The organism is Streptacidiphilus sp. P02-A3a (genome assembly GCF_014084105.1).
Taxonomy (GTDB): domain Bacteria; phylum Actinomycetota; class Actinomycetes; order Streptomycetales; family Streptomycetaceae; genus Streptacidiphilus.
This window is the reverse complement of record NZ_CP048289.1, coordinates 5,975,393-5,998,129: the sequence shown is the minus strand read 5'-3', so window position 1 is coordinate 5,998,129 and position 22,737 is coordinate 5,975,393. Positions and strand designations below refer to the sequence as shown.

Here is a 22,737-nt window from a genome sequence, read left to right as displayed (position 1 = left end):
CTCCGAGACCGTCTTCGGCGGGCAGCGGCTTCCAGGCGTACGTCCTTCCCTTGACAGATGGTCAATGAATATTGACCATTGCTTGCGTGAGCGCTGAACCCACCGAACCCACCGAGCCTGCGGGCACCCCCGGCGACGACATCGTCCGCATCGAGACCGACCAACAGCTGCATGCCATCGGCAGCCTGACGCGCCACCGGGTACTGCGGGTGCTGCGCGACGGCCCGGCCACGGTCACCCAGATCGCCGCCCGCCTCGGGATCGCCAAGGGCAGCTCGAACTACCACGTCAAGGTGCTCGCCAAGGCCGGGCTGATCCGGATCGTGGACACCCGGAAGGTGCGCGGGGTCACCGAGCTCTACTACGGCATGGGCCGCGGGTTCCAGCTCCCCATGAGCGGGGCCGGACAGCCCGACATCCTGATGCGGCACGCCCTGGCGGACGTCGAGGACGCTCCGGACGGGGCGGACAAGCACCTGCGGCTCAAGCACCTGCGGCTGAGCCGGGAGAACTTCGAGCTGGCCGTGGAGAAGGTGGCCGCGCTGCACGCCGAGCTCACCGCGCTGCACGATCCGGAGCAGCCGGCCGCGGACTTCTTCTCCGCGGTCTACCGGCCGCAGGACACCAAGCCGCACGATGCCATGGCACATGACACCGTGCCATATGACACCACGCCCCCTCCCGAGAACGGAACACCCTCCTCGTGACCGAGCAGCGCACCGACCGGGTCGCACTGCCCGGCGCGTTCCACCGCATATGGGCCGCCTCGGCCGTCTCCTCGCTCGGCGACGGCGTCTACTACTCGGCACTGCCGCTGCTCGCCCTGACACTGACCCGCGACTCCACCGTCTTCGGGATCATGGAGGCCGTCACCCTCCTGCCCTGGCTGCTCTTCGGCCTGATCGGCGGCGCACTCGTCGACCGCTGGGACCGCCGCCGCACGATGGTGGCCGTCGACCTGTGCCGCTGCGCCCTGCTGGTGGCCGCCGCGGTCGCGGTCGCCGCCGGGCTGCTGGACATCGCCGTGCTGATCGCGATCGGCTTCCTGCTCGGGATCGGCGGCGTCCTGTTCGACACCGCGTCGACGGCCTACGTCCCGGAGCTCCTGGGCCGCGGGACGCAGGACCTTCATCGCGCCAACTCCCGCCTGCAGGCCGCTCAGCGCGCCTGCGGCGGGTTCATCGGTCCGCCGGTCGGCAGCCTCCTGTTCGCGCTCGGCCGCACCGTGCCGTTCGTGGCCGACGCCGCCTCCTTCCTGTTCAGCTCCCTGACGATCCGCACGCTGCCGGCGACGCCGAGGAAGGCGGCCAAGCCGAAGACCCTGATCCTGAAGGACGCCTGGGCCGGCGCCTCGTACCTGATCCACCACCGCCTTCTGCTCGGACTGTCGCTGCGCCCGGCGGTCGGCAACTTCGCGTTCGCCGGGACCGGCGCGGTGCTGGCGCTCTACGCGCACGAGACGCTGCACCTGGGCACGGCCGGTTACGGCGTGTTCCTCACCACCGAGGCGGTCGGCGGTCTGGCCGGGACCCTCGCGGCCGGCTGGCTCGGCGCCCGGCTGGGCACCGGTGGCGCGCTGACCCTGACCGCGGGCGTCGAGGCCGCCGCGCTGCTGGGCATCGGCGGGTCACCGAACGCGTACCTCGCCGGGATCGGGTTGGCCGCGCTCGGGGCGGCGATGGGCGCGACGATGACGCTCGGTCCCTCGGTCCGGCAGGCGATCGTGCCGGACGAGCTGATGGGCCGGGTCACGGCGGCGTCGCGGCTGACCGCGATGAGCGCCGGACCGGTCGGCGCGCTGTTCGGTGGCTGGCTCGGGCACGCCGCCGGGCTGCGCGCGCCGTTCCTGACCGGGGCCGGGATACTGGTGCTGATGACGGCCCTCGCGGCCCGGCTGACCAGCAACAGGCGGATCGACGCCGCGCTGGCCGAGGCGGCCCGGACGCGCCAGGAGCCGGACCCGGTCGCCACCCCCACGACCACGACCGAGACGGCGACCACGACCGAGACGGCGACGGAGGCCGCGACCGAGACGGCGACCACCGCGGTGTGAGCGCCGGTCGCTGACACCGGGTCACGGACCGGATGTCCGACGTCCTGGTGCCTACCTGGCCCGGCGCGCATCGACGACACCGTCACCCGGCTGCGCGCCCACGGCGCCGAACTCCTCGGCGGGGTGGCGGGGTACGAGGACGTCTTCCGACTCTGCTACCTGCGTGGTCCGGCGGGTATCGTGGTCGCCCTGGCCGAACAGATCGGCTGACCCGCGTCCCGGGGGAGGACGCGGCACCTTCCCGTCGGTCCGGTGTCTTGCGGAGTTTCCCTGCGGGCCAGACGCTGCTGGTAGCAATGGCATGGCCATGGCGAGTGATCATGGACATGGGAGAGGCTACCGAAGATGCGACTGCACTGGAGATCCATCGGCTGTGTCCTGGCGCTGCTGGGCGCCCTGCTGGTGGCGGCCCCGGCCGCGACAGCGGCCGGCACCAGCGGCAACCTGATCGTGAACGGGGACGCCGAGGCCGGGTACTGCACCACCGACTGGACGGCCGCCACCACCATACCGGGGTGGACGGTCGAGTCCGGGAGTCCGGACGTGATCTGCTACTCGGCGGGCGGCTTCGGCTACCCGACCAGTCCCGCGCCCGGCAAGGCCTTCTTCGCGCCGGGCAACCAGGGCGACGGGGAGATGTCGCAGACCGTGGACCTCTCCTCGGCCGCGACCGCGATCGACACCGGCGGCGTGAGCTACAACCTGTCCGGCTGGGAAGGCGGTTGGACCACGTACGCGGGCTATGCGCAGGTGTCGCTGGAGTTCCGGGGCGCGACCGGGCAGCCGCTCGGCCCGGTGGTGGACCTGCCCACCGTCTCCGCCGCGAACCGCTCGGACGCCACCTCCTTCCTAGCCCGCAGCGCGACCGGGTCGGTCCCGGCGGGCAGCCGGTCGGTGCTGGTCCAGGTGCAGTTCCTGGACAGCTCGGGGGAGTCCGGCTACCTGGACAACCTGTCGCTGACGCTGTCCACCCCGGTCACCGCGGCGGCGCTGGCCCCGCCGGTGTCCAAGGTGCCCGGCTACGACCACGTGTTCATGGTCATGATGGAGAACACCGACTACAACCAGATCATGGGCGACCCGACGGACACCCCGTACCTGCACAGCCTGATGGCGCAGGGCGCGACCATGAGCGACTACCACGCGGTCTACCACCCCAGCGACGAGAACTACATGGCGATAGCGGGCGGTGACACCTACACCACCGGGGCGACCTACTGGCCGAACATCAAGGACCCGAACAGCAACCTCGGCGACGAGCTGGAGGCCCAGGGAAAGACCTGGAAGGCGTACGAGCAGGGCATGGGCACCCCCTGCAACACCACCACCCAGTACGACTCGTACTACGAGCCGGACGACGCGCCGTTCATCAACTTCACCGACGTCAGCGGCAACACCGCCCGCTGCCAGGCGCACCTGTTCGACACCGGGCAGCTGACCACCGACCTGAAGAGCGCGGCCACCACCCCGAACTTCTCCTGGCTCGCGGCCGACGACTACTACGACGGTGAGTCCTCCGGCAACGGCAGCGCCACCAGCCTGAAGACGCAGGACGGTTGGCTGCGGCAGACACTGGCCCCGGTGCTCGCCTCCCCGGCCTGGACCACGCAGAAGTCACTGCTGATCGTCACCTGGGACGAGGACAGCAGCGAGCCGGACAACCACGTCGCGGCGATCGTCGTCGGCTCGCAGGGCACCGTCCCGGCGGGCACCGTCAGCGCCACCCGGTACGACCACTACAGCACCGCCCGCACCATCGAGGCCGCGCTGGGGGTGCCCGGCATCACCGCCAACGACACCTACGCGACGCCGCTCAACGACGCCTTCGACCCGAGCGGCGCCCCGGCCCCGACCAGCACGCTGACCACGGCCACACCCACGGTCGCCAACGGGGCCGGCGTCACCTTCCAGTACTCCACCCCGACGGCGACCGCCGGCTCCAGCAACTGGATCGGCGTCTACCCGGTCGGCGTGACCCCGGGCAGCAAGGCGTCCACCACCTGGCAGTACGCCCCCGGCAGTAGCGGCAGCCTGAACTTCAGTACCAGCAGCCTCAGCGGGCCCGGCAGTTACGCCGTCTGGTACCTCTACGACGGCGGCTACACCGCCCTGGCCGGACCGCTCACGCTGACGGTCGGCTGAGGCGAGTCCGCAGGGTGCCGCCGTCGGTCGGGTCGCTGGGCCGGCCGACGGCGGCGCGCCGCTGCGGTGGCGGTGCCAGCGGCTGTAGCGATGATATATCTAGTATCGCAATACTATCTAGCGTCGCTAGAATTGATGGCATGTCACCCGTCACCGAACACGGTGAACGCGGCCGGTGGGTCAGTGGAGCGGCGGCAGGTAGGTGGTCGCCCCGGCGACCAGGACCGGCGGCGGACAGCGGGAGCGAGCCGAAGGCCGGGCGGCAAGCCCGGACCGCGGGTCGGCTACGGGGTTCGGCTACAGGGTGTTGGCCAGCCAGCGGGTGATGTTGGAGATGTGGATGCTGGCCCAGGCGCGGGCGGTGACCGGGTCGCGGTACTCCAGGGCGTCGAGGATCGAGCGGTGCTCGGCCAGGGTGCGGGCGACCGCGTCGTCCTGGGTGACGCCGCGCCAGACCCGGGCCCGCACGGTGGGCCCGGTGATCGTCTCCAGCAGCGAGCAGAGCAGCGGCACGCCGGAGGCGGCGGCGATGCCCCGGTGGAACTCCAGGTCGTTGGCGACCAGTTGCTCGATGCTCGGGTCGTCGCCCAGGCTGTCCAGCAGCGTGCGCAGCTCGGCCAGCTGCTGGTCGTCGATGCGCTGGGCGGCCATCTCGGTCGCCGCGGGCTCCAGCACGGCGCGGACCTGGAAGGCCTGCATCACGGTGTCGTCCTGGTGGAAGTCCAGGATGAAGGTGACCGCCTCCAGCAGCAGCAGCGGGTCCAGGCTGGAGACGTAGGTGCCGTCACCCTGGCGCACGTGCAGGATGTTGAGCAGCGACAGGGCGCGCACCGCCTCCCGCAGCGAGCTGCGGGACAGCCCCAGCTCGGCGGCCAGGTCGGCCTCCTTGGGCAGTCGGTCGCCCGGACGCAGCACCCCGGAGACGATCATCTCCTTGATCTTCCCGATTGCCTCGTCGGTGACAGCCACGCCCAGCCCTCCATCGATCCCGTGCACCAAGTATGCAGCCGCCCAGTATGCAGCCGCCCCGCCACCACCGGTCCCAGCGGGGCGGCCGCACGAGCGGGCGGCGGGCTCAGCGCGGGCTGCGGTGCGGGACGGCGAGGGCGGCGGCGCCGATCAGTCCGGCCTCGGTGCCCAGCAGGGCGGGTTCGACCCGCAGCCCGGCGACGAAGGGGAGCGTGGCGTACTCGGCCAGGTGCCGCCGCAGCGGTGCGAACAGCACCTCCCCGGCGGCGGCCACCCCGCCGCCGACCACCGCCAGTTCGAGCTCCACCAGGGTCGCGGTCGCCGCGATCCCGGCGGCCAGTGCCCGCGCCGCCCGGTCGAAGGCGGCGGCCGCGATCGGGTCGCCCGCGAGCGCGGACGCCGCCACCGCCGCCGCGGAGGCGTCGGCGCCGGTCGGCTGCCAGCCGTCGCGCAGCGCCCGACGGGCGATGGCGGTACCGCTGGCCAGTCCCTCCACGCAGCCGCGCGATCCGCAGGGGCAGGGCTCGCCGTCCAGGTCGACGCTGATATGGCCCAGGTGCCCGGCGTTGCCGGTACGGCCGGTGTGCACCGCGCCGTTCAGCACCAGGCCCGCGCCGACCCCGGTGGACACCACCAGGCACAGCGCGTCCGCGTAGCCCCGGGCGGCGCCGCGCCAGTGCTCGGCTGCGGTCATGGCCACCCCGTCGCCGCCCAGGACCACCGGCAGCCCGGCGGCGGCCGGGTGCGCCGAGACCTGATCCACCAGCGCGAAGTCACGCCACCCGGGGATGTTGACCGGGCTCACGGTGCCACGGGCGATGTCGACCGGACCGGCGCTGCCGATGCCCAGGGCGTCCACCCGCGCCCAGCGCGGATCCCCGGCGAGCAGGTCCAGTACCTCGTGCACCGCCCGCAGCACGGCCGGGCCCGGCTCGCGGGCCGGGGTGGGGCGCCGCACCTGGTGCAGCAGCGTGCCGTCGGCGGCGACCAGCCCGCCCGCGATCTTGGTGCCGCCGATGTCGAGGGCGGCCACCAGCGGGCCACCCGGGTCCACGGCGGACAGCCGGGGACTGGCGGCGGGGGAGTGCGGAGCTTCGGTCTGCGTGGAGCTCATGGCGGGCCTTCGGTCGGTTCGGCGGGGGCGGTCGCCCGCGAGGCACGGCGACACGCGCGGGCGGGACGAGTCTGACCGCTTATGACAACGTTGTCTACCACGCCCTCCGGGCACGTATGCTCGCCCCATGACCACGCGTCCCGGAGCCAGACCGACCATGAACGACGTCGCGGCGGCGGCCGGGGTGGGCCTGAAGACCGTCTCCCGGGTGGTCAACGACGAGCCCGGGGTCGCCGCCGGGACCGCCGAGCGGGTCCGCGCGGCCATCGCCGCGCTCGGCTTCAGCCGCAACGACAGCGCCCGGCTGCTGCGCCAGGGCCGCACCGCCACCCTCGGACTGCTGCTGGAGGACATCGCCGACCCGTTCTCCTCCGTGCTCGGCGGCGCGGTCGAGGAGATCGCCCGGGGCCGGGAGTCGCTGCTGTTCACCGGCTCCAGCGGGGCGGAGCCGCAGCGGGAGCGCGAGCTCGCGCTCGCCTTCTGCGCCCGCCGGGTCGACGGGCTGGTGATCGTGCCCACCGGGACCGACCACCGCTACCTGCTGCCGGAGCTGGCCGCCGGTACCGCCGTGGTCTTCGTCGACCGCCCGGCCGGTCGGATCGAGGCCGACGCGGTGCTCACCGACAACGCGGGCGGCGCCCGCGCGGGCACCGCGCACCTGATCCGGCACGGCCACCGGCGGATCGGCTTCCTGGGCGACCTGCCGCAGCTGTACACCGGCGCCGAGCGGCTGCGCGGCTACCGCGAGGCCCTGGCCGACGCCGGACTCCGGTACGACCAGCGCCTGGTCGCCACCGGCCGGACCGACCAGGCCACCGTCGCCGCCGCCCTGGACCGCCTGGTCGGCGGGCCCGACCCGGCCACCGCGCTGTTCACCGGCAACAACCGGATCACCCTCGCCGTGCTGCGCGCGCTGCCCCGGCTGCCGCACCCGCCCGCGCTGGTCGGCTTCGACGACCTGGAGCTGGCCGACCTGCTCAGCCCCGGACTCACCGTGGTCGCCCAGGACCCGGTGGGCCTCGGCCGGATCGCCGCCGAGCTGGTCTTCCGCCGGATGGACGGCGACCGCGAACCGCCCCGCCGGATCGAGCTGCCGACCGTGCTGCTCCCGCGCGGCTCCGGCGAGGCGGCCCCCCGGACCGGACGCTGAGGGCGCGGTACCAGCGCGGTACCAGCGGCGAGGCCGGGCCAGCGCCCGCGCCAGCGCCCGAGCCGTCGCCCTTGCCCGCGCCCTCGCCCGAATGGCGCTCCCGCGGGGGCAGCGGCCCCCGGTCCGGCGGAGAGTGGGCTTACGGTGCCGAGCTGTACACCTACCGTCACCGGCTTGCGTCCTGCCCGCGTAGCCAGGAGAGACCGTGTCCACGTACCTGTTCACCCTCGCCCGCTGGGCGTTCCGCCGCCGTCGGCTGGTGCTCGGCCTGTGGCTGCTCGCGGCGGTCGTCGCGATCGTGCTGGCGGTGGCCAGCGGCGGCAAGACCGACAACACCTTCACCGTCCCCGGCACCGAGTCGCAGCAGGCGGCGGACCTGCTGAAGGCGAAGCTGCCCGCGCTGGGCGGCGGGCAGACCCAGCTGGTGTTCGCCACCCACGGCACCGCCAAGGTCACCGACCCGCGCTACCGGGCGGGCATCGAGACCAGCATCGTCCGGCTGCGCACCGTCCCCGGCGTCGCCACCGTCTCCGACCCGTTCACGGCGGCCGGGGTCTCGACGAACGGCCAGGTCGCGCTCGGCTCGGTGCAGTACACCGCGCAGGCCACCGACGTCACCGACGCCACCCTGAACGCGGTGAGCGCCGCCGTCGTCCCGGCCCGGGACGCCGGGGTGGAGGTCGAGTACTCGGGCAGCGCCTACCCCGGCTGGCGGACCGCCCCCTCCGAACTGCCGGAGCTGATCGGCCTGGTGGTCGCCTTCGTGATCCTGCTGATCACCTTCGGCGCCCTGGTCGCCGCCGGGCTGCCCATCCTCACCGCGATCATCGGCATCGTGATCACCCTGATGGCCGTCACCGCGCTGGCCTCGGTGGTCACCATCGCCTCCGCGTCCACCACCGTCGCGCTGATGCTGGGCCTGTCCTGCGGCATCGACTACGGCCTGTTCATCCTCGCCCGGCACCGCAACCAGCTGCTCACCGGGATGGAGATCGAGGAGTCGGTGGCGCTGGCGGCCGGGACCGCGGGCAGCTCGGTGGTCTTCGCCGCGCTCACCGTGATCATCGCGCTGTGCGGACTGGCCGTGGTCGGCATCCCGTTCCTGTCGGTCATGGGCTTCGCGGCGGCGGCCGCCGTGCTGGTGGCGCTGCTGATCGCGCTCACCCTGCTGCCCGCGATGCTGGGCTTCGCCGGGCGCAAGGTCGCGAAGTTCATCAACACCCCGCTGCGCCCCGGCCACCACGAGGACGTCGCGCAGATCGCCGCGAACGAGCCCGCGCGTACCTTCGGCGCCCGCTGGGCCCGGTTCGTGGTCCGTCGGCGGCACCCGCTGCTGGTCGGCGGCGTGCTGCTGCTGCTGGTCCTGGCGGTACCGGCGCTCAGCATGCAGCTGGGGCTGCCCAGCGGCTCGGCCAAGCCCACCTCGGACACCCAGCGCCGGGCGTACGACCTGACCACCGACGCGTTCGGCCCCGGCTTCAACGGCCCGCTGCTGGTGGTCGCCGACGGGGTCAGCAGACCGGCCCAGGTGGTGCCGATCGCCTCGGCGCTGCGCGGACTGACCGGCGTGGCGTCGGCCAGTCAGCTCGCCTCGGCCAACGGCGTCGCCGTGGTCCGGGTGATCCCCACCACCGGCCCCAACGACCCGGCCACCGCCGACCTGGTCAACCTCATCCGACACAACCGGAGCACCATCGAGGGAAGTTCGGGCATCCGGATCCTGGTCGGCGGCACCACCGCGTCCAACATCGACGTCTCCACCAAGCTCTCCTCGGCGCTGCCGGTGTTCCTGGTGGTCGTCGTGGGACTGGCGTTCATCCTGCTGACGCTGGCCTTCCGGACCATCCTGGTGCCGATCAAGTCCATCATCGGGTTCCTGCTGTCGGTGGCGGCGGCCTTCGGCGCGGAGGTGGCGATGTTCCAATGGGGTTGGGGCAAGCACGTGTTCGGGATCACCCCGACCGAGACCATCAGCTTCCTGCCGATCCTCACACTCGCCATCATCTTCGGCCTCTCCAGTGACTACGAGGTCTTCGTGGTGTCCCGGATCAAGGAGGACTTCACCAGGACCGGCGAGGCACGCGGCGCGGTGGAACGCGGCACCGGCCTGGCCGCGCGGGTGGTCACCGCCGCCGCGCTGATCATGTTCGTGATCTTCGTGGCCTTCCTGCTCACCAACGACCCGATCGTCAAGGCCATCGGCTTCAGCTTCGCGGTCGGCGTGTTCCTGGACGCCTTCGTGGTCCGACTCACCCTGGTACCGGCGGTGATGGCGATCGTCCGGGCCAAACTCTGGTACCACCCGCAGTGGTTCGCCCGGTACGTACCCGACCCGGACATCGAGGGCGGGCGCCTGCAACACCGGCTCTCCAGCGCCGGGAAGGCCGCCTCGCACCCCACCGGCGCTTCCCCGGACGAATCCTGACGTACCGTCGGTTCAGTCCCGGGTGCCGTCGGTCGGCGGCTCGGCCGGGGGCTGCGGCGCCTCGGGCGCGGGCGCGGCGGACGGTACCCCGGGCGCGGCCGGCTCCTCGCCCGAGGCCAGTACCCGCAGCGAGGTCAGCAACCCGGTCTCGCGCATGCTCGCCAACTGCCAGGCGCGGGCGATCCCCATCAGCAGGTCGGTGATGACGACGTAGTCCAGCACCCGGATCGCGTCCAGGTCGGACTCGTCGCGCACCAGCCTGACCCCTGCCCAGGCCTCGAAGCCGACGATCAGCAGCAGGCCGGTGACCAGCCCGAGCGGGCGCCAGGCCCCCGGGCTGCGACGGTTCTCCTCGAACCACGACCGGGTGGTGGCGAAGGCGAAGGCGAGCATGCCGAGGCTGCTGACCAGGCACCACCAGCCGAGGTTGACGTCCGGGACCAGCGCCGCCAGCGACAGCGTCAGCGCGTTCGAGAACACCAGCAGGGCGGCGGAGGCCCGGATCCGGAACTGCACCCGGGTCTCCTCGTGGCGCGCGCGTTCCGGGGAGACCGTGATGGCCACGAACAGCAGGCCGATCAGGGCGCCGCTCGCCCCGGCCGCCGCGGTGAAGAACTCGCGGTACTCCTGAGGGATCATCACAGCCCCGATCAGCCGATGCCGTGGCGGTGGGCGTAGCCGATCGCGGCGGCCCGGTCCCGGGAGCCGGTCTTGGCGAAGATCCGGTTGATGTGGGTCTTGATCGTGTGGTTGCTCAGGAACAGCCGTCCGGCGATCTCCGGATTGGTCAGCCCCACGGCGATCAGGCCCAGGATCTCCACCTCACGGTGCGTCAGTCCATCAGGCGGCAAGGGGAGTCGCGCGGGCGGCTGGGACGGCTCCGGGCGTGCCGTCGCGGTCGTCGTCGCGGCCAGCAGCGTCGCCTGCACCCGGGGGTCGAGTACGGCCAGCCCGCCGGCGGCGGCGTGCAGCGCCCGGGCGATGTCGAGGCGGTCGGCGTCCTTGGTGAGGTAGCTGCGCGCTCCGGCCCGCAGCGCCTCCAGCACGGACGTGTCGTCGACATAGGTGGTGAGCACCACCACGGCCACCTCCGGGTGCTCCGCGGCCAGCCTGCGGGTGGCGCCGATACCGTCCAGCACCGGCATGTGCAGGTCGAGCAGGATCGCGTCCGGCCGGAGCTCGGCCACCAGCGCCAACGCCTGCCGACCGTCCCCGGCGGCGCCGACCACGTCTATGTCCGGCAGACCGCCGAGCAGCAGCACCAGCCCCTCCCGGACGCTGGTCTGGTCGTCGGCGATCACCACGCGCAGCGGTGCGGGGGCGGCAGCGGCCGTCATCTGGTCTCCTCGTCCGGTCGGGATCGGGATCGGGATCGGGATCGTGATCGGGGTCGGTGAGCGGCGGACCCGGCCGCCGGTCCGGGGGCGAGCGGGAGTTCGGCGGTGACGGTCCACCGGTCGCCGCGCGGACCCGCCGTCAGGGTGCCGTCGATCAGCAGCAGCCGCTCGTGCATCCCGGTCAGACCGTATCCGCCGTCGACCCCGCTCGCGCTCGCGGGCCGGTGCGCCCGGCCCGGGGCCAGGTCGTTGACCACGGTGAGCCGGACCTGGTCCGCGCCGAAGTCCAGCCGGACCGCGATCCGCTGCCCCCCGGCGTGCTTGGCGGCGTTGATCAGCGCCTCCTGCGCGGTGCGCAGCAGCGCGACGGTGGCGTCCGGCGGCAGCTGCCGGGGAACGCCGCCGGTGGCGAAGGAGACCGCCGCGCCGTAGCGCCGCCCGTGGATGTCGACCGCGTGCGCGAGCTCCTCGTCCAGCGGCAGTGTGTCCACCCGCAGCGCGTGGACCGCGCGGCGGGTCTCGACCAGGCCGTCGGCGGCCAGCCGTTGCGCGGTGGCCAGCACCTCCACCGCCCGGTCGACGTCGCCCTGGTCGACCAGCACCGCGCGGGCCGCCTGGATCTGGATCCCCAGCGCGCCGAGCGAGTGCGCGAGCACGTCGTGGATCTCCCGGGCGATCCTGGTCCGCTCGTCCAGCACGTCCGCCCGGCGCTGCTCCGCCTGGAGCCGCTCGTACTGCGCCAGCAGGGCCGCGGACTGTTCGGCCTGGACCCGGTAGGCGCCGCGGTTGCGGCCCATCAGCAGCCCCAGGACCAGCAGCAGCGGGAAGCCCAGCAGCGTGCCGAAGCCCTGGCTGTAGACCACCCCGCCGATCTCGATCGCCAGGATCCCGGACGTGGCGACCGCCAGCGCCGCGGTCGGGCCGAGGTCGCTGCCCGCCGACATCACCGCCACCGCCGCGAACGCCACCAGGCACTCGCCGCCGCCGTCGGGCGCCGCGGCGAATCCGGCGACCACCGCGACCAGGCCGAGTACCAGCGGCAGGTCGCGCTCGCGGCGCCGCATGGCGGGCGGGTACAGCTCCAGCAGACCCCAGAGGGTGAGCCCCACGCCCAGCAGGCAGTAGCCGACGACCGTCACCAGCAGGGCGTGCGGTCCGCGCGGCGGGTTCAGGAAGGTCACCGCGCCGACCACCGCGAAGCCCACCGGGCGGGTCAGCCAGACGGCCGTGGTCAGCATGTGATCAGTATGGCCCGAGCGGGCCGACCAGGAGCGTGGGCGCACCACCCGCGCCGGGCCCGCACTCGGCGAGCCCGGCGCGGTGCCTGCGTCCGGCGCGGTCACCGGCGGTACCGGCGGTCGAAGGAGTCCGCGCGCCGGTCGGAGCGACGGCCGTCCCGGCGGTCCCGCCGCCGGTCGCGGTCGCGGTCCCGGTCCCGGTCCCGGTCCCGGTGGTCGTGGCCGGGCTCGTCGCGCTCCCAGGGGCCGCTGTCCCACCGCTGCTCGGCGAAGTCCTCCTGGCGCACGATCCGGGGCCGGACCGGGTACCCACTCGGGGCGTCCGCGTCCCAGCGCGCGTCCTGACGTCCCGACCGGCCCTGTTCGAACGCACCGGCCAGGAAGGTCCGGCCGTCCTTCTCCGGAGCGAAGGGGATCCCCGCCGCCATCGCCCTGGGCATGATCACGGCGGCCTGCGCCAGCCGGTTCAGGCCCAGGGTGAACAGCAGGGTGGCGCTGGAGGCGGCCACCTGGGCGTGCATCCCGGTGGCGAGCACCATGACCAGCACCCGCCAGCCCAGCAGCGCCGCCCACAGCCACAGGCCGCGCAGCGGCAGCCGGGCCCACAGCGCGCCGTCCCGGGACTCCAGCCGGGTGAGCGCCCCGAACGCGAGGCCGACGGCGATCGATCCGGCCGCGCCGATGGCCAGGCAGACGATGTCGGCCGCCGCCAGGTGCTGCTTCCCGGTGCCGTGCAGGTCGGTGAAGCCGATGACGGTGAGGATCACCGGCAGCAGGACCACCCGCTTGCCGCGCAGTGCCTGCCCGCGCACCTGCTGGAAGATGATGAATCCGAGGATGCCGATGACGGCGAGGATTTCCAGTCCGGACATGGCCCGCTCCGATGGTTGGCTGCTTGCGCTGACCGTGCACCGGCGGCGTCCACCGGCAACCCGGACGCTACGGACGAGCCCGGTACCACCGCCTCGGTCCCGGGGCCGAGTCCCGGGTTGACCCGCCGGGTGGAGAACCGCCCGGTCCGGTACCAGGCGGTACCAGACCGGGCCCGTCGGCTCATGCCGCGGGCCAACCCACGGACCGATCCCGGCACGGTCGAACCCGAAGAGAGTTGAGGACGTCAACGGGAAACCGAACCAGGGAGCACGCCATGATGTCCGAACTCACCCAGGCAATGATCGTCAACGGCGCGGTGCTGGTCGCGGTCCTGCACGGGGACCTCGGCCGGGCCCGGAAGATCGGGCCGGTGCGGATCCTGCGCCCGCTGCTCGTGGCCGGTGCGGTGATCCCGCTGTTCGTCGACAGCCCGGTCACCCACGGTACCGGCCTGTCGCTCGAACTCGCCGGAGCCGCGGCCGGGTTGCTCGGCGGACTGGGCGCCCTCGCGCTGATGCGGGTCCACCGCAGCCCGGCCACCGGCAAGCCGGTCAGCCACGCGACCGGTCCGTACGCCCTGCTGTGGACCCTGGTCATCGGCGCCCGGGCGGCCTTCTCCTACGGCTCCGTCCACTGGTTCCCCAGCCAACTGGACCACTGGTGCGTGACCAACCAGGTCACCGGCGCGGCCATCACCGACGCGCTGATCTTCATGGCCGTGGCCATGCTGCTCACCCGCACCACCGGCATGGCCCTGCGCGCCGCCCACCTCGCCCCGGCCGACCGGGCCGACTACCAGCCGGTCTCCGCCGGCCGCCACTGACCCGCGCCGGACGCCCTCGCCCCCGCCACCGTCGCGCCACCCGGCGTGCGGGCGGGGGCGCGCTCCGTTTGCTCGACGGTTTGCCGGTTCTGGATCATTGGCCGACGGCATGCTGGGAGGCATGCCCGATCAGAGTGACAGCGTCCCGGCGTACCGGACGATCAGGATGACCGCGCCGCCGGAGCCGGAGGCGGCCAGAGCGGACGCGGACGCGTGGCGGGCCCGGGAGGCCTATCCGGAGATCCTCGGGGCCCGCCGACCGGTGTTCGGGGTGGCCCGCGAACGCGACGCGGGCGGTTGGGAGTTGCAGGGGAACGTCAGCGCCGGTGCGCCGCAGGAGTGTCGGGACGACCTGGCCGCGACCTTTCGCGGGCTGGCGCGGGAGGCGGGCGACCAGGCGGCGCACGACGAGTACACCGCCGCCGCCGTGCGCCTGGACTGGGAGCCGCTGAACGAGATGACCGTCCGCGGCTCGCGCTACCGGGTGGTGCGGGCGGAGCAGTTCATCCGGCTCGGGCCCACCGGCCCGGAGCCCCCGCGTCCGTCCGACCCGGATCCGGCCCCGGTGGGGGAGAGCCACCGGTTCCCCGACCCGGTCGACGGATTCGTGGTGGACCCGTTCACGGCCACCGGCATGTCCGAGGGGATCCTGAAGCACGAACTGCTCTGCATGGTCTGGGAGGAGGGGAGTGTTCCGGACCGGGTGTGGATCGACTCCCGCCGGGCCGTGCGCAGTCATCCGGGCGGGGTGCTGCTGCCCGCGACCTTCATGATGGCCGAGCTGCTCCAGGGACGCTGGTCGCCGTCGGCCGGTGCCTCCAGCAGCCCGCAGGGCGCCCGGGACGTGCTGGCCCTGGACCTGCGGGTGGTGGCCCCGATCGTCAGGAAGCTCAGCGGCCGGGAGCGCGAGCGGTACGCGCGCGCCGCCGACCGGCTGGACCGCGAACGCGGCGTCGAACTGCGGGTGGGTGAGCGGCGGTTCCGGCTGGTGCGGGTCGAGCGGCTGATGCGGATCGGCCCGGACGGTCCGGAGGGCCCGCGCCGCTCCGACCACGACCCGCAACCGCCGGTCATGGTGCACGACCAGCAGCTGAAGGCGCAGGGCATCGACCACGACCAGGAGCAGCCGCCGCGTGAGCCCGGCCCGGCGGAGCGGGACATGATCGCGCTGTTCCAGCGGGAGGATGCCCGGCGCGAGGCCCTTCGGCGGCAGCGCGAGTGAACTCCCCTCGGCCGCGGCTCACCTGACGGACCGAGCCGGCCGCCGCGGATCGCGGCGGCCACCGTCTCCGCCGCGGGGGCAGCGGGTCCACCTGCGGGACGGTGACCGGGAGCACCCGGCCGCGCGCCCGGGACAGGTCGAGGCCGGTGGGCCCCTCGGAGTCCACCACGTCGCCGAGCCAGGCCCGCAGCCGCACCCCGGGCCGTCGCAGCGCGGTCAGCGTCCATCCGGCGCGCGGGTACAGCGCCGGGTCCAGGCCGCCGTCGTCGGCGGTGGGGCCGACGTGCAGGTAGAGGTCCCGGACGCCGTGGCCGGTACCGGCGTCGCCCAGGGCCCGGAGCAGGGCGACCTCCAGCGGTCCCGCCCGGGCGACCGCGATCGGGGACTGGACCAAGACCTGGAACGAGAACCCACGGCCGTTCACCTGGACCAGAACCACCGACGAGATCCTCGAACGACTCGCCTCATATCGTGAACGAATTCCTGGCGCAGGACACTAGCCGGGCGGCCCGCCGTCGGTCCTGGCCTCGATCGCGTGCAGCACGGCCACCATGTCGGCGCCGCCGTGGCCCAGGGCCACGGCCTCACCGAAGAGCGCGTGGCAGACGTCGAGCAGCGGGGAGGCCAGTCCCGCCGCTCGCGCCGCCTCGGCGATCAGCCGGTTGTTCTTGAGCACGTCCACCACCCCGGCCTGGACGGTGAAGTCGCCGGTCAGCAGCTTGGGCGCCTTCACCCGGGAGACGCCGCTGGCCATCGGTCCGGCGTCGAGCACGGCGGTGAACCGCTCCAGGTCGAGCCCGTGCCGCTCGGCGAAGTGGAAGGCCTCGGTGAGGCCGGTGACCATGGTGATCAGGTACAGGTTCACCGCGAGTTTCATCGTCAGCGCGTTCGGCACCGGACCGCAGTCGACGGTCTCCCGGCAGACCGGGGCGAGCAGCGGACGCACCGCGTCCACCGCCGACGGCTCCCCGGCCAGCATCGCCACCAGCTCCCCGGCCTCGGCCGGTGCCCGCGATCCGGAGACCGGCGCCTCGACGTACCGGCCGCCCGCCGCCAGCACCTCGTCCGCCAGCGCGCGGGAGTACTCCGGCGCGGTGGTGCCCATGTGCACCACGGTGCGTCCGGCGACGTTGGCGGCGAAGTCGGGTGTGCCCCGGCCCAGGGCGGCGTCCATGGCGTCGCCGTCGGCGAGCATCAGCACCACCACCTCGGCCAGCCGGAAGACCTCGGCCGGTTCGGCCGCCACCAGCGCGCCCGCCGCCCGCAGCGGCTCGCTCCGGGCGGGGGTGCGGTTCCAGACCACGAGCGGGGTCCCGGCCCGGGCCAGGTTCAGCGCCATCGGCTGCCCCATGACGCCCAGCCCCAGGAATCCCACATCCACCATCCGGCCAGCCCTCCGAGGCGTCGGCAGCACGCACTATGACGACGGTCATAGTAACCCGGACTATGACGCTGGTCATAGTCGAGGGCCCGGCGCCGGGACGTCTAGGCTGGCCTGGTCTGCGGAGCGGGAACCGGACCCGCCCCGGCGGTCCTCGGGAGGTGTCATGGCGGGTTCCGCGCGCGGCCCGCGCGAGCGCATGGTGTTCAGCGCGGCCCAGCTCATCCGGCGGGACGGAGTCACCGCGACCGGCATGCGCGAGGTCGCCGCGCACGCCCGGGCGCCCCGCGGATCGCTCCAGTACTACTTCCCCCAGGGCAAGGAACAGCTGGTCAACGAGGCCGTGGACTGGGCCGGCCGGTACGCCGGGGAGCGCGTCGCCCGGTACCTGGACGCGCTGCCGGAGCCCTCACCGAGCGCGCTCTTCGCGGCCATGGTGCGCCAGTGGACCGACGAGTTCCAGGCGGCGGGCTTCGGCTCGGGCTGCCCGGTCGCGGCGGCCACGGTGGACTGCGCCGACTCCGCCGAGTCCACCCGGACCGCCGCTGCCGCCGCCTTCGGCGGCTGGAACGGGTCACTGGCCGGGGCGCTGACCCGGCTGGGCGTGCCACCGCACCGGGCCGACCCGCTGGCCACGGTCATGATCAGCGCACTGGAGGGGGCGCTGCTGATCGCCCGGGCGGAACAGGACGCGCGGGCGCTGACGGCGGTGGTGCACGAGCTCGGACCGCTGCTGGACGGCGCGGTCACACCGGGGTAGCGGGCTGGGCGGCGGGCGGCCGGGCCAGTTCGGCCAGCGCCTCGTCCAGCCAGTCGAGCCAGTTCCGCTCCAGGCTGATCCCGGCCCGCAGCACCAGGTGCTGGAGCCGGTCCGCCTCGGTGTCCCGGTCCGGGGTGAAGTCCCGCTGCTCGATGCCGAGATAGGTGTCCAGGGTCTGCTGGTGCAGCGCCCGGTGCCGGTCGAGCTCGGCGGCCAGCCCGTGCCGGCCGACCAGGGCCGCCGCCCGCAGCCGCAGCAGCAGCGCGTCCCGCAGCGGCTTCGGGTCCTCGCGCCGGGCCACCCAGGCCCCCAGCTCCGCCCGCCCGGCCGGAAGCACCTCGTACTCCTTGCGCTGGCCCTGGGAGGGCGGCTGCGGCAGCTCCCGGATCAGGCCCTGCTGCTCCAGCCTGCCCAGTTCGCGGTAGATCTGCTGGTGGGTGGCCGACCAGAAGTAGCGGATGGACCTGTCGAACCGGCGCGTCAGCTCCAGCCCCGAGGAGGGCTTTTCCAGCAGGGCGGTGAGGATGGCGTGCGGCAGCGACATGGATCCGATCCTAGGCGGCCGGACGCGGCTCGGCGGCGCTGATCGCGGGCGCCGCCGCGCCGTCCGGCTCAGAGTGCGGCGGCGAGCTCGGTGCCCTGCTTGATGGCGCGCTTGGCGTCCAGTTCGGCGGCCTCCTGCGCGCCGCCGATCAGGTGCGGGCTGAGCCCGGCGGCCAGCAGCTCCTGGTACAGGTCGCGGCGCGGTTCCTGCCCGGTGCACAGGACGACGGTGTCCACCGCCAGCAGCTGCGGCTCGCCGCCGAGGGTGAAGTGCAGCCCGGCGTCGTCGATCCGCTGGTAGCTCGCGCCGGCGACCATGGTGACACCGCGCTGCTTGAGCTCGGTGCGGTGGATCCAGCCGGTGGTCCTGCCCAGCCCGGCGCCGACCTTGCCGTCGCGGCGCTGGAGCAGGTGCACCTGCCGCGGCACCGGCGCCCGGCGCGGCGCGGTGACACCGCCGGGACCGGCGTACGCGCGGTCGATGCCCCACCGCGCGTAGAAGTCGTCACCGCCGTGGGTGAGGAACTCGGCGACGTCGAAGCCGATCCCGCCGGCCCCGAGGATGGCCACCCGCTCGCCGACCGTCGCGCCGTCGCGCAGCACGTCCAGGTAGCCGAGGACGCTGGGGTGGTCCACACCGGGCAGCTCCGGGGTGCGCGGGGTGACGCCGGTGGCGACCACGATCTCGTCGAAGCCGGTCAGATCCGCCGCGGTGACCAGGCTTCCCAGGCGCAACTGGACTCCGTGGGACCGCAGTTGGTGCCGGAAGTAGCGCAGCGTCTCATCGAACTCCTGCTTGCCGGGCACCTTGCGGGCGACGTTGAGCTGGCCGCCGATCTCGGCGGCGGCGTCGAACAGGGTGACCGCGTGCCCGCGCTCGGCGGCGGAGACGGCGCAGGCCAGGCCCGCCGGTCCGGCGCCGACCACGGCCACCCGCTTGCGCAGCACGGTGGGGGAGAGCACCAGCTCGGTCTCGTGGCAGGCGCGCGGGTTCACCAGGCAGGAGGTGATCCGGCCGCTAAAGGTGTGGTCCAGGCAGGCCTGGTTGCAGCCGATGCAGGTGTTGATCGCCTCCGGGCGGCCCTCCAGGGCCTTGGCCACGAAGGCCGGGTCGGCCAGGAACGGCCTGGCCATCGAGACCAGGTCGGCGGCGCCGCGGGCCAGCAGCTCCTCGGCGACCTCGGGGGTGTTGATCCGGTTGCTGGTGACCAGCGGGACCGAGACCGCGCCCCGCAGCTTCTCGGTCACCCAGCCGAAGGCGCCGCGCGGGACCGAGGTGGCGATGGTCGGGATCCGGGCCTCGTGCCAGCCGATACCGGTGTTGATGATGGTCGCGCCCGCCGCCTCGACCGCCTTGGCCAGGGCGACCACCTCGTCCAGCGTGGAGCCGCCGGGCACCAGGTCCAGCATCGACAAGCGGTAGATCAGGATGAACCTCTCGCCGACCCGCTCGCGCACCCGGCGGACGATCTCCACCGGGAAGCGGATCCGGTTCTGGTAGGAGCCGCCCCAGTCGTCGTCGCGGTGGTTGGTTCCGGCGGCGATGAACTCGTTGATCAGGTAGCCCTCGGAGCCCATGACCTCCACCCCGTCGTAGCCCGCCGACTGGGCCAGGGCGGCGGCGTCGGCGAAGTCCTCGATGGTCTGCTCGACCTCGGCGGCGGTCAGCTCGTGCGGGACGAAGCGGCTGATCGGGGCCTGGAGCGGGCTGGGGGCGACCAACCGCTCGTGGTAGGCGTAGCGGCCGAAGTGCAGCAGCTGGACCGCGATCCGGCCGCCCTCGCGGTGCACCGCGTCGGTGATCGTCCGGTGCTCGGCGGCCTCGGCGGCGGTGGTCAGCTTCGCGCCCCCGGCCCAGGGGCGGCCCGCCTCGTTCGGCGCGATCCCGCCGGTGACGATCAGCCCGACCCCGCCCCGCGCGCGCTCGGCGTAGAAGGCGGCCATCCGCTCGAAGCCGTGCTCGGCCTCCTCCAGGCCCACGTGCATCGATCCCATGATCACGCGGTTGGGCAGGCTGGTGAAGCCCAGGTCCAGCGGACGCAGCAGGTGGGGGTAGGCGGTCATCCGGGTCTCCTCGGCAAGCCTCCGGCAGGGGGTGTCGCCCCACGGTAGGCGGCGTGGACAGGTTTTGCAACAAGTTGCATTCGCGACTCGCGCAGGCGATGCGGTGCGCGATTCTTGACTTGACCATGCTGACGGTGCGTCAATCTAAACAGATGCAAACACTTTCCACCCAAAGTCACCAGTCGCCCGCTGGAAGGGACACCACTGTGATCCGGATCCACCGACGGAGATACCGACGGAGATTACGACAGCTCGTGCTGCTGGTCCTGCTGGCGCTGCTGGGATCGGCGCTCGTCGGCGGCCTGTCCGCCCCGGCGGCCAGCGCCGCCACCGCCACCACCATCGCCGTCAACGGCGGCAGCGGCGGCCGGACGTTCGACGGCATCGGTGCGATCAGCGGCGGTGGGGGCAACACCCGGCTGCTCACCGACTACCCGGCGGCCCAGCGGCAGCAGATCCTGGACTACCTGTTCAAGCCCGGCTACGGGGCCGACCTGCAGATCCTGAAGGTCGAGATCGGCGGCGACACCAACTCCACCGACGGTTCCGAGTCGAGCCACATGCACACCGCCTCGGCCGTCGACTGCGGCACCGGCTACGAGTGGTGGCTGATGGAGCAGGCCAAGGCGCTCAACCCGGGCATCAAGCTGTACGGGCTGGCCTGGGGTGCGCCCGGCTGGATCGGCAACGGCACCTTCTGGTCCACCGACATGATCAACTACCTGGTCGACTGGCTCGGCTGCGCGGCCTCGCACGGGCTGTCCATCAACTACCTGGGCGGCTGGAACGAACGCGGCTACAACGTCGCCTGGTACGAGCAGCTGCGGTCCACGCTCAACGCCGACGGCTACGGATCGGTGCAGATCGTCGGCGCGGACAGTGACTGGAGCATCGCCACCGACGTCGCCGACAACTCGGCCTTCGCCAACGCGGTCTCCATCATCGGCGTGCACTACCCGTGCGCGGGCGGCGACGGCGGCAGCGCCGACACCTGCACCGGCAACTCCACCGCGACCGGTACCGGCAAGCCGCTGTGGGCCAGCGAGAACGGCTCGCAGGACGACGACGCGGGCGCGCCCGCGCTGATCCGCTCGATCACCCGCGGCTACACCGACGCGGGCCTGACCGCGTACATCAACTGGCCGGTGGTGGCCGCCGTCTACCCGAACCTGCCGTACCAGACCGACGGCCTGGTCCTGGCCGACCAGCCCTGGTCGGGCGGCTACAGCGTCGGCGCGAGCACCTGGGCCACCGCCCAGGTCACCCAGTTCACGGCCCCCGGCTGGCAGTTCCTCGACTCCGGCTCCGGCTACCTGGGCGGCAGCGAGTCCAACGGCAGCTACGTCTCGCTGAAGTCCACGAACGGCTCCGACTACTCGACGGTCATCGAGACCACCACCGCGACCGCCGCGCAGACGGTCACCCTGAACGTGTCCGGCGGCCTGTCCGACGGCACGGTGCACGTGTGGGCGACCGACCTGGACTCCAGCGACCCGGCCGACTACTTCGTCCAGCAGCCCAGCGTCACCCCGGTCAACGGCTCGTACACGCTGACCGTGCAACCCGGGTACGTCTACTCGCTGACCACCACCAGCGGCCAGGGCAAGGGCAGTGCGGCCGGTCCGGCGGGGAGCACGCTGTCGCTGCCCTACTCGGACACCTTCGACAACGACACCACCGACCAGCAGCCGCCCTACCTGAGCCAGCAGCAGGGGGCGTTCGAGGTGGAGCCCTGCGCGGGCGGGCGCTCCGGCAAGTGCCTGGCGCAGCAGGCCCCGACGCAGCCGATCGAGTGGGACGGCAACTCCAACCCGTACACCATCGGCGGCGGGCTCGGCTGGAGCGACTACACGGTCTCGGCCGACGCGCTGATCCAACAGGCGGGCGCGGTCCAGCTGCTGGGCCGCGTCGGCTGGCAGCACAGTTTCGGTCCGGCCGGGATCGACGCGTACTACCTCCAGGTCAGCAACACCGGAGCCTGGTCGATCGTGCGCAACAACACCAGTGACACGCTCACCACGCTGGCCGCCGGGACGGTGTCGGCGCTGGGCCTCGGCAGTTGGCACCACCTGTCGCTGTCCTTCCAGGGCAGCACCGTCACCGCCGCGATCGACGGTGTCACCGTGGGCTCCGCCAGTGACGGGACCTACCGCACCGGCATGGTCGGGCTCGGCACCAGCGGCTACCAGACGGACCAGTTCGACAACCTGACGGTCACTCAGAACGGCACGCCGAGCGCGGTCACCGGTCCGGTGACCGCCGGGGACGACAGCCTCGCCTGTCTGGACGACAACACCGGGTCCAGCGCCGACGGTACCCCGGTGCAGATGTGGGGCTGCAACGGAACCGGCGCGCAGAACTGGACGGTGGAGACCGACGGCACCGTCCGGATCAACGGCAAGTGCCTGGACATCACCGGCGGCAGCAAGGTCAACGGCGCCGAGATCGAGCTGTGGGACTGCAACGGCGGCGCCAACCAGCAGTGGCAGCAGCAGATCGGCATGCTCTACAACCCGGTGTCGGGCAAGTGCCTGGACGACCCCGGGTTCAACATCACCAACGGCACCCAGCTGGACCTGTGGACCTGCAACGGCGGGTCCAACCAGCAGTGGACGCCGCCCGCGGCCGGGTAGGCCGGACCGC

18 protein-coding genes and 1 pseudogene are annotated in these 22,737 nt (G+C 73.0%); 10 read left to right on the top strand and 9 right to left on the bottom strand.

The window, feature by feature from the left end:
- The first annotated feature begins 86 nt into the window (after nt 1-86).
- From GXP74_RS25760 to GXP74_RS25750, 4 genes and pseudogenes are all read left to right on the top strand, one after another.
- Complete coding sequence (locus GXP74_RS25760) at nt 87-707, top strand: helix-turn-helix domain-containing protein (RefSeq protein WP_225448186.1); 621 nt, start codon at nt 87-89, stop codon at nt 705-707.
- Nucleotides 704-2,053: an MFS transporter gene (locus GXP74_RS25755; RefSeq protein ID WP_225448185.1), complete on the top strand. Its 1,350-nt coding sequence runs from the start codon at nt 704-706 to the stop codon at nt 2,051-2,053. The genes GXP74_RS25760 and GXP74_RS25755 overlap by 4 nt, the downstream gene beginning before the upstream one ends.
- Nucleotides 2,054-2,122: 69 nt before the next feature.
- Nucleotides 2,123-2,263 (top strand): annotated as a pseudogene (locus GXP74_RS40965) (VOC family protein); the annotation flags it as partial.
- A gap of 135 nt (nt 2,264-2,398) precedes the next feature.
- Complete coding sequence (locus GXP74_RS25750; RefSeq protein WP_182453616.1) at nt 2,399-4,195, top strand: alkaline phosphatase family protein; 1,797 nt, start codon at nt 2,399-2,401, stop codon at nt 4,193-4,195.
- Between the two features lie 297 nt (nt 4,196-4,492).
- Here GXP74_RS25750 and GXP74_RS25745 read toward each other — a convergent pair whose 3' ends face one another.
- Together GXP74_RS25745 and GXP74_RS25740 are read right to left on the bottom strand one after the other, a co-directional pair.
- Entirely contained in the window at nt 4,493-5,164 is a 672-nt protein-coding gene (locus GXP74_RS25745; RefSeq protein ID WP_182453615.1) for a FadR/GntR family transcriptional regulator, read from the bottom strand.
- Nucleotides 5,165-5,270: 106 nt separating this feature from the next.
- The gene (locus GXP74_RS25740) at nt 5,271-6,278 is read right to left on the bottom strand and encodes an ROK family protein (RefSeq protein ID WP_182453614.1); all 1,008 of its coding nucleotides are present in this window, start codon (nt 6,276-6,278) and stop codon (nt 5,271-5,273) included.
- 127 nt (nt 6,279-6,405) lie between these two features.
- On the opposite strand from GXP74_RS25740, the gene GXP74_RS25735 reads away from it, so the two are divergent.
- On the top strand, nt 6,406-7,428 hold the full coding sequence (locus GXP74_RS25735; RefSeq protein ID WP_225448184.1) for a LacI family DNA-binding transcriptional regulator: 1,023 nt from the start codon (nt 6,406-6,408) through the stop codon (nt 7,426-7,428).
- 205 nt (nt 7,429-7,633) lie between these two features.
- Nucleotides 7,634-9,853 carry an MMPL family transporter gene (locus tag GXP74_RS25730; RefSeq protein ID WP_182453613.1) on the top strand — a complete coding sequence of 740 codons (2,220 nt, stop codon included), beginning with the start codon at nt 7,634-7,636 and terminating at the stop codon, nt 9,851-9,853.
- A gap of 12 nt (nt 9,854-9,865) precedes the next feature.
- Here the strand turns inward: GXP74_RS25730 and GXP74_RS25725 are convergent, their stop codons facing one another.
- The 4 genes from GXP74_RS25725 to GXP74_RS25710 form a co-directional block, all read right to left on the bottom strand.
- A complete protein-coding gene (locus tag GXP74_RS25725; protein ID WP_225448183.1) occupies nt 9,866-10,492 on the bottom strand; it encodes a hypothetical protein in 627 nt (208 codons plus the stop codon).
- A gap of 11 nt (nt 10,493-10,503) precedes the next feature.
- Nucleotides 10,504-11,190: a response regulator transcription factor gene (locus tag GXP74_RS25720; protein WP_182453611.1), complete on the bottom strand. Its 687-nt coding sequence runs from the start codon at nt 11,188-11,190 to the stop codon at nt 10,504-10,506.
- Complete coding sequence (locus GXP74_RS25715) at nt 11,187-12,428, bottom strand: sensor histidine kinase (protein ID WP_182453610.1); 1,242 nt, start codon at nt 12,426-12,428, stop codon at nt 11,187-11,189. The genes GXP74_RS25720 and GXP74_RS25715 overlap by 4 nt, the downstream gene beginning before the upstream one ends.
- A 101-nt stretch (nt 12,429-12,529) precedes the next feature.
- The gene (locus GXP74_RS25710; protein ID WP_182453609.1) at nt 12,530-13,300 is read right to left on the bottom strand and encodes a hypothetical protein; all 771 of its coding nucleotides are present in this window, start codon (nt 13,298-13,300) and stop codon (nt 12,530-12,532) included.
- 275 nt (nt 13,301-13,575) lie between these two features.
- Between GXP74_RS25710 and GXP74_RS25705 the strand changes: the two genes are divergently transcribed.
- The gene (locus GXP74_RS25705; protein ID WP_182453608.1) at nt 13,576-14,124 is read left to right on the top strand and encodes a hypothetical protein; all 549 of its coding nucleotides are present in this window, start codon (nt 13,576-13,578) and stop codon (nt 14,122-14,124) included.
- Between the two features lie 121 nt (nt 14,125-14,245).
- Nucleotides 14,246-15,346, top strand: a complete 1,101-nt coding sequence (locus GXP74_RS25700) for a DUF5954 family protein (protein ID WP_182453607.1) — start codon at nt 14,246-14,248, stop codon at nt 15,344-15,346.
- A gap of 496 nt (nt 15,347-15,842) precedes the next feature.
- Here the strand turns inward: GXP74_RS25700 and GXP74_RS25695 are convergent, their stop codons facing one another.
- Nucleotides 15,843-16,727, bottom strand: a complete 885-nt coding sequence (locus GXP74_RS25695; protein ID WP_182456635.1) for an NAD(P)-dependent oxidoreductase — start codon at nt 16,725-16,727, stop codon at nt 15,843-15,845.
- Nucleotides 16,728-16,893: 166 nt separating this feature from the next.
- Between GXP74_RS25695 and GXP74_RS25690 the strand changes: the two genes are divergently transcribed.
- Nucleotides 16,894-17,487: a TetR/AcrR family transcriptional regulator gene (locus tag GXP74_RS25690; RefSeq protein ID WP_182453606.1), complete on the top strand. Its 594-nt coding sequence runs from the start codon at nt 16,894-16,896 to the stop codon at nt 17,485-17,487.
- On the opposite strand, the gene GXP74_RS25685 is transcribed toward GXP74_RS25690, so the two are convergent.
- Nucleotides 17,474-18,031 (bottom strand): PadR family transcriptional regulator, encoded by a 558-nt coding sequence (locus GXP74_RS25685; RefSeq protein ID WP_182453605.1) that lies wholly within the window; start codon nt 18,029-18,031, stop codon nt 17,474-17,476. The genes GXP74_RS25690 and GXP74_RS25685 overlap by 14 nt on opposite strands.
- Before the next feature lie 68 nt (nt 18,032-18,099).
- Nucleotides 18,100-20,094 carry an FAD-dependent oxidoreductase gene (locus GXP74_RS25680; RefSeq protein ID WP_182453604.1) on the bottom strand — a complete coding sequence of 665 codons (1,995 nt, stop codon included), beginning with the start codon at nt 20,092-20,094 and terminating at the stop codon, nt 18,100-18,102.
- 254 nt (nt 20,095-20,348) lie between these two features.
- Here GXP74_RS25680 and GXP74_RS25675 point away from each other — a divergent pair, with 254 nt between their 5' ends.
- The gene (locus tag GXP74_RS25675) at nt 20,349-22,727 is read left to right on the top strand and encodes a ricin-type beta-trefoil lectin domain protein (RefSeq protein ID WP_225448181.1); all 2,379 of its coding nucleotides are present in this window, start codon (nt 20,349-20,351) and stop codon (nt 22,725-22,727) included.
- Nucleotides 22,728-22,737 lie beyond the last annotated feature (10 nt).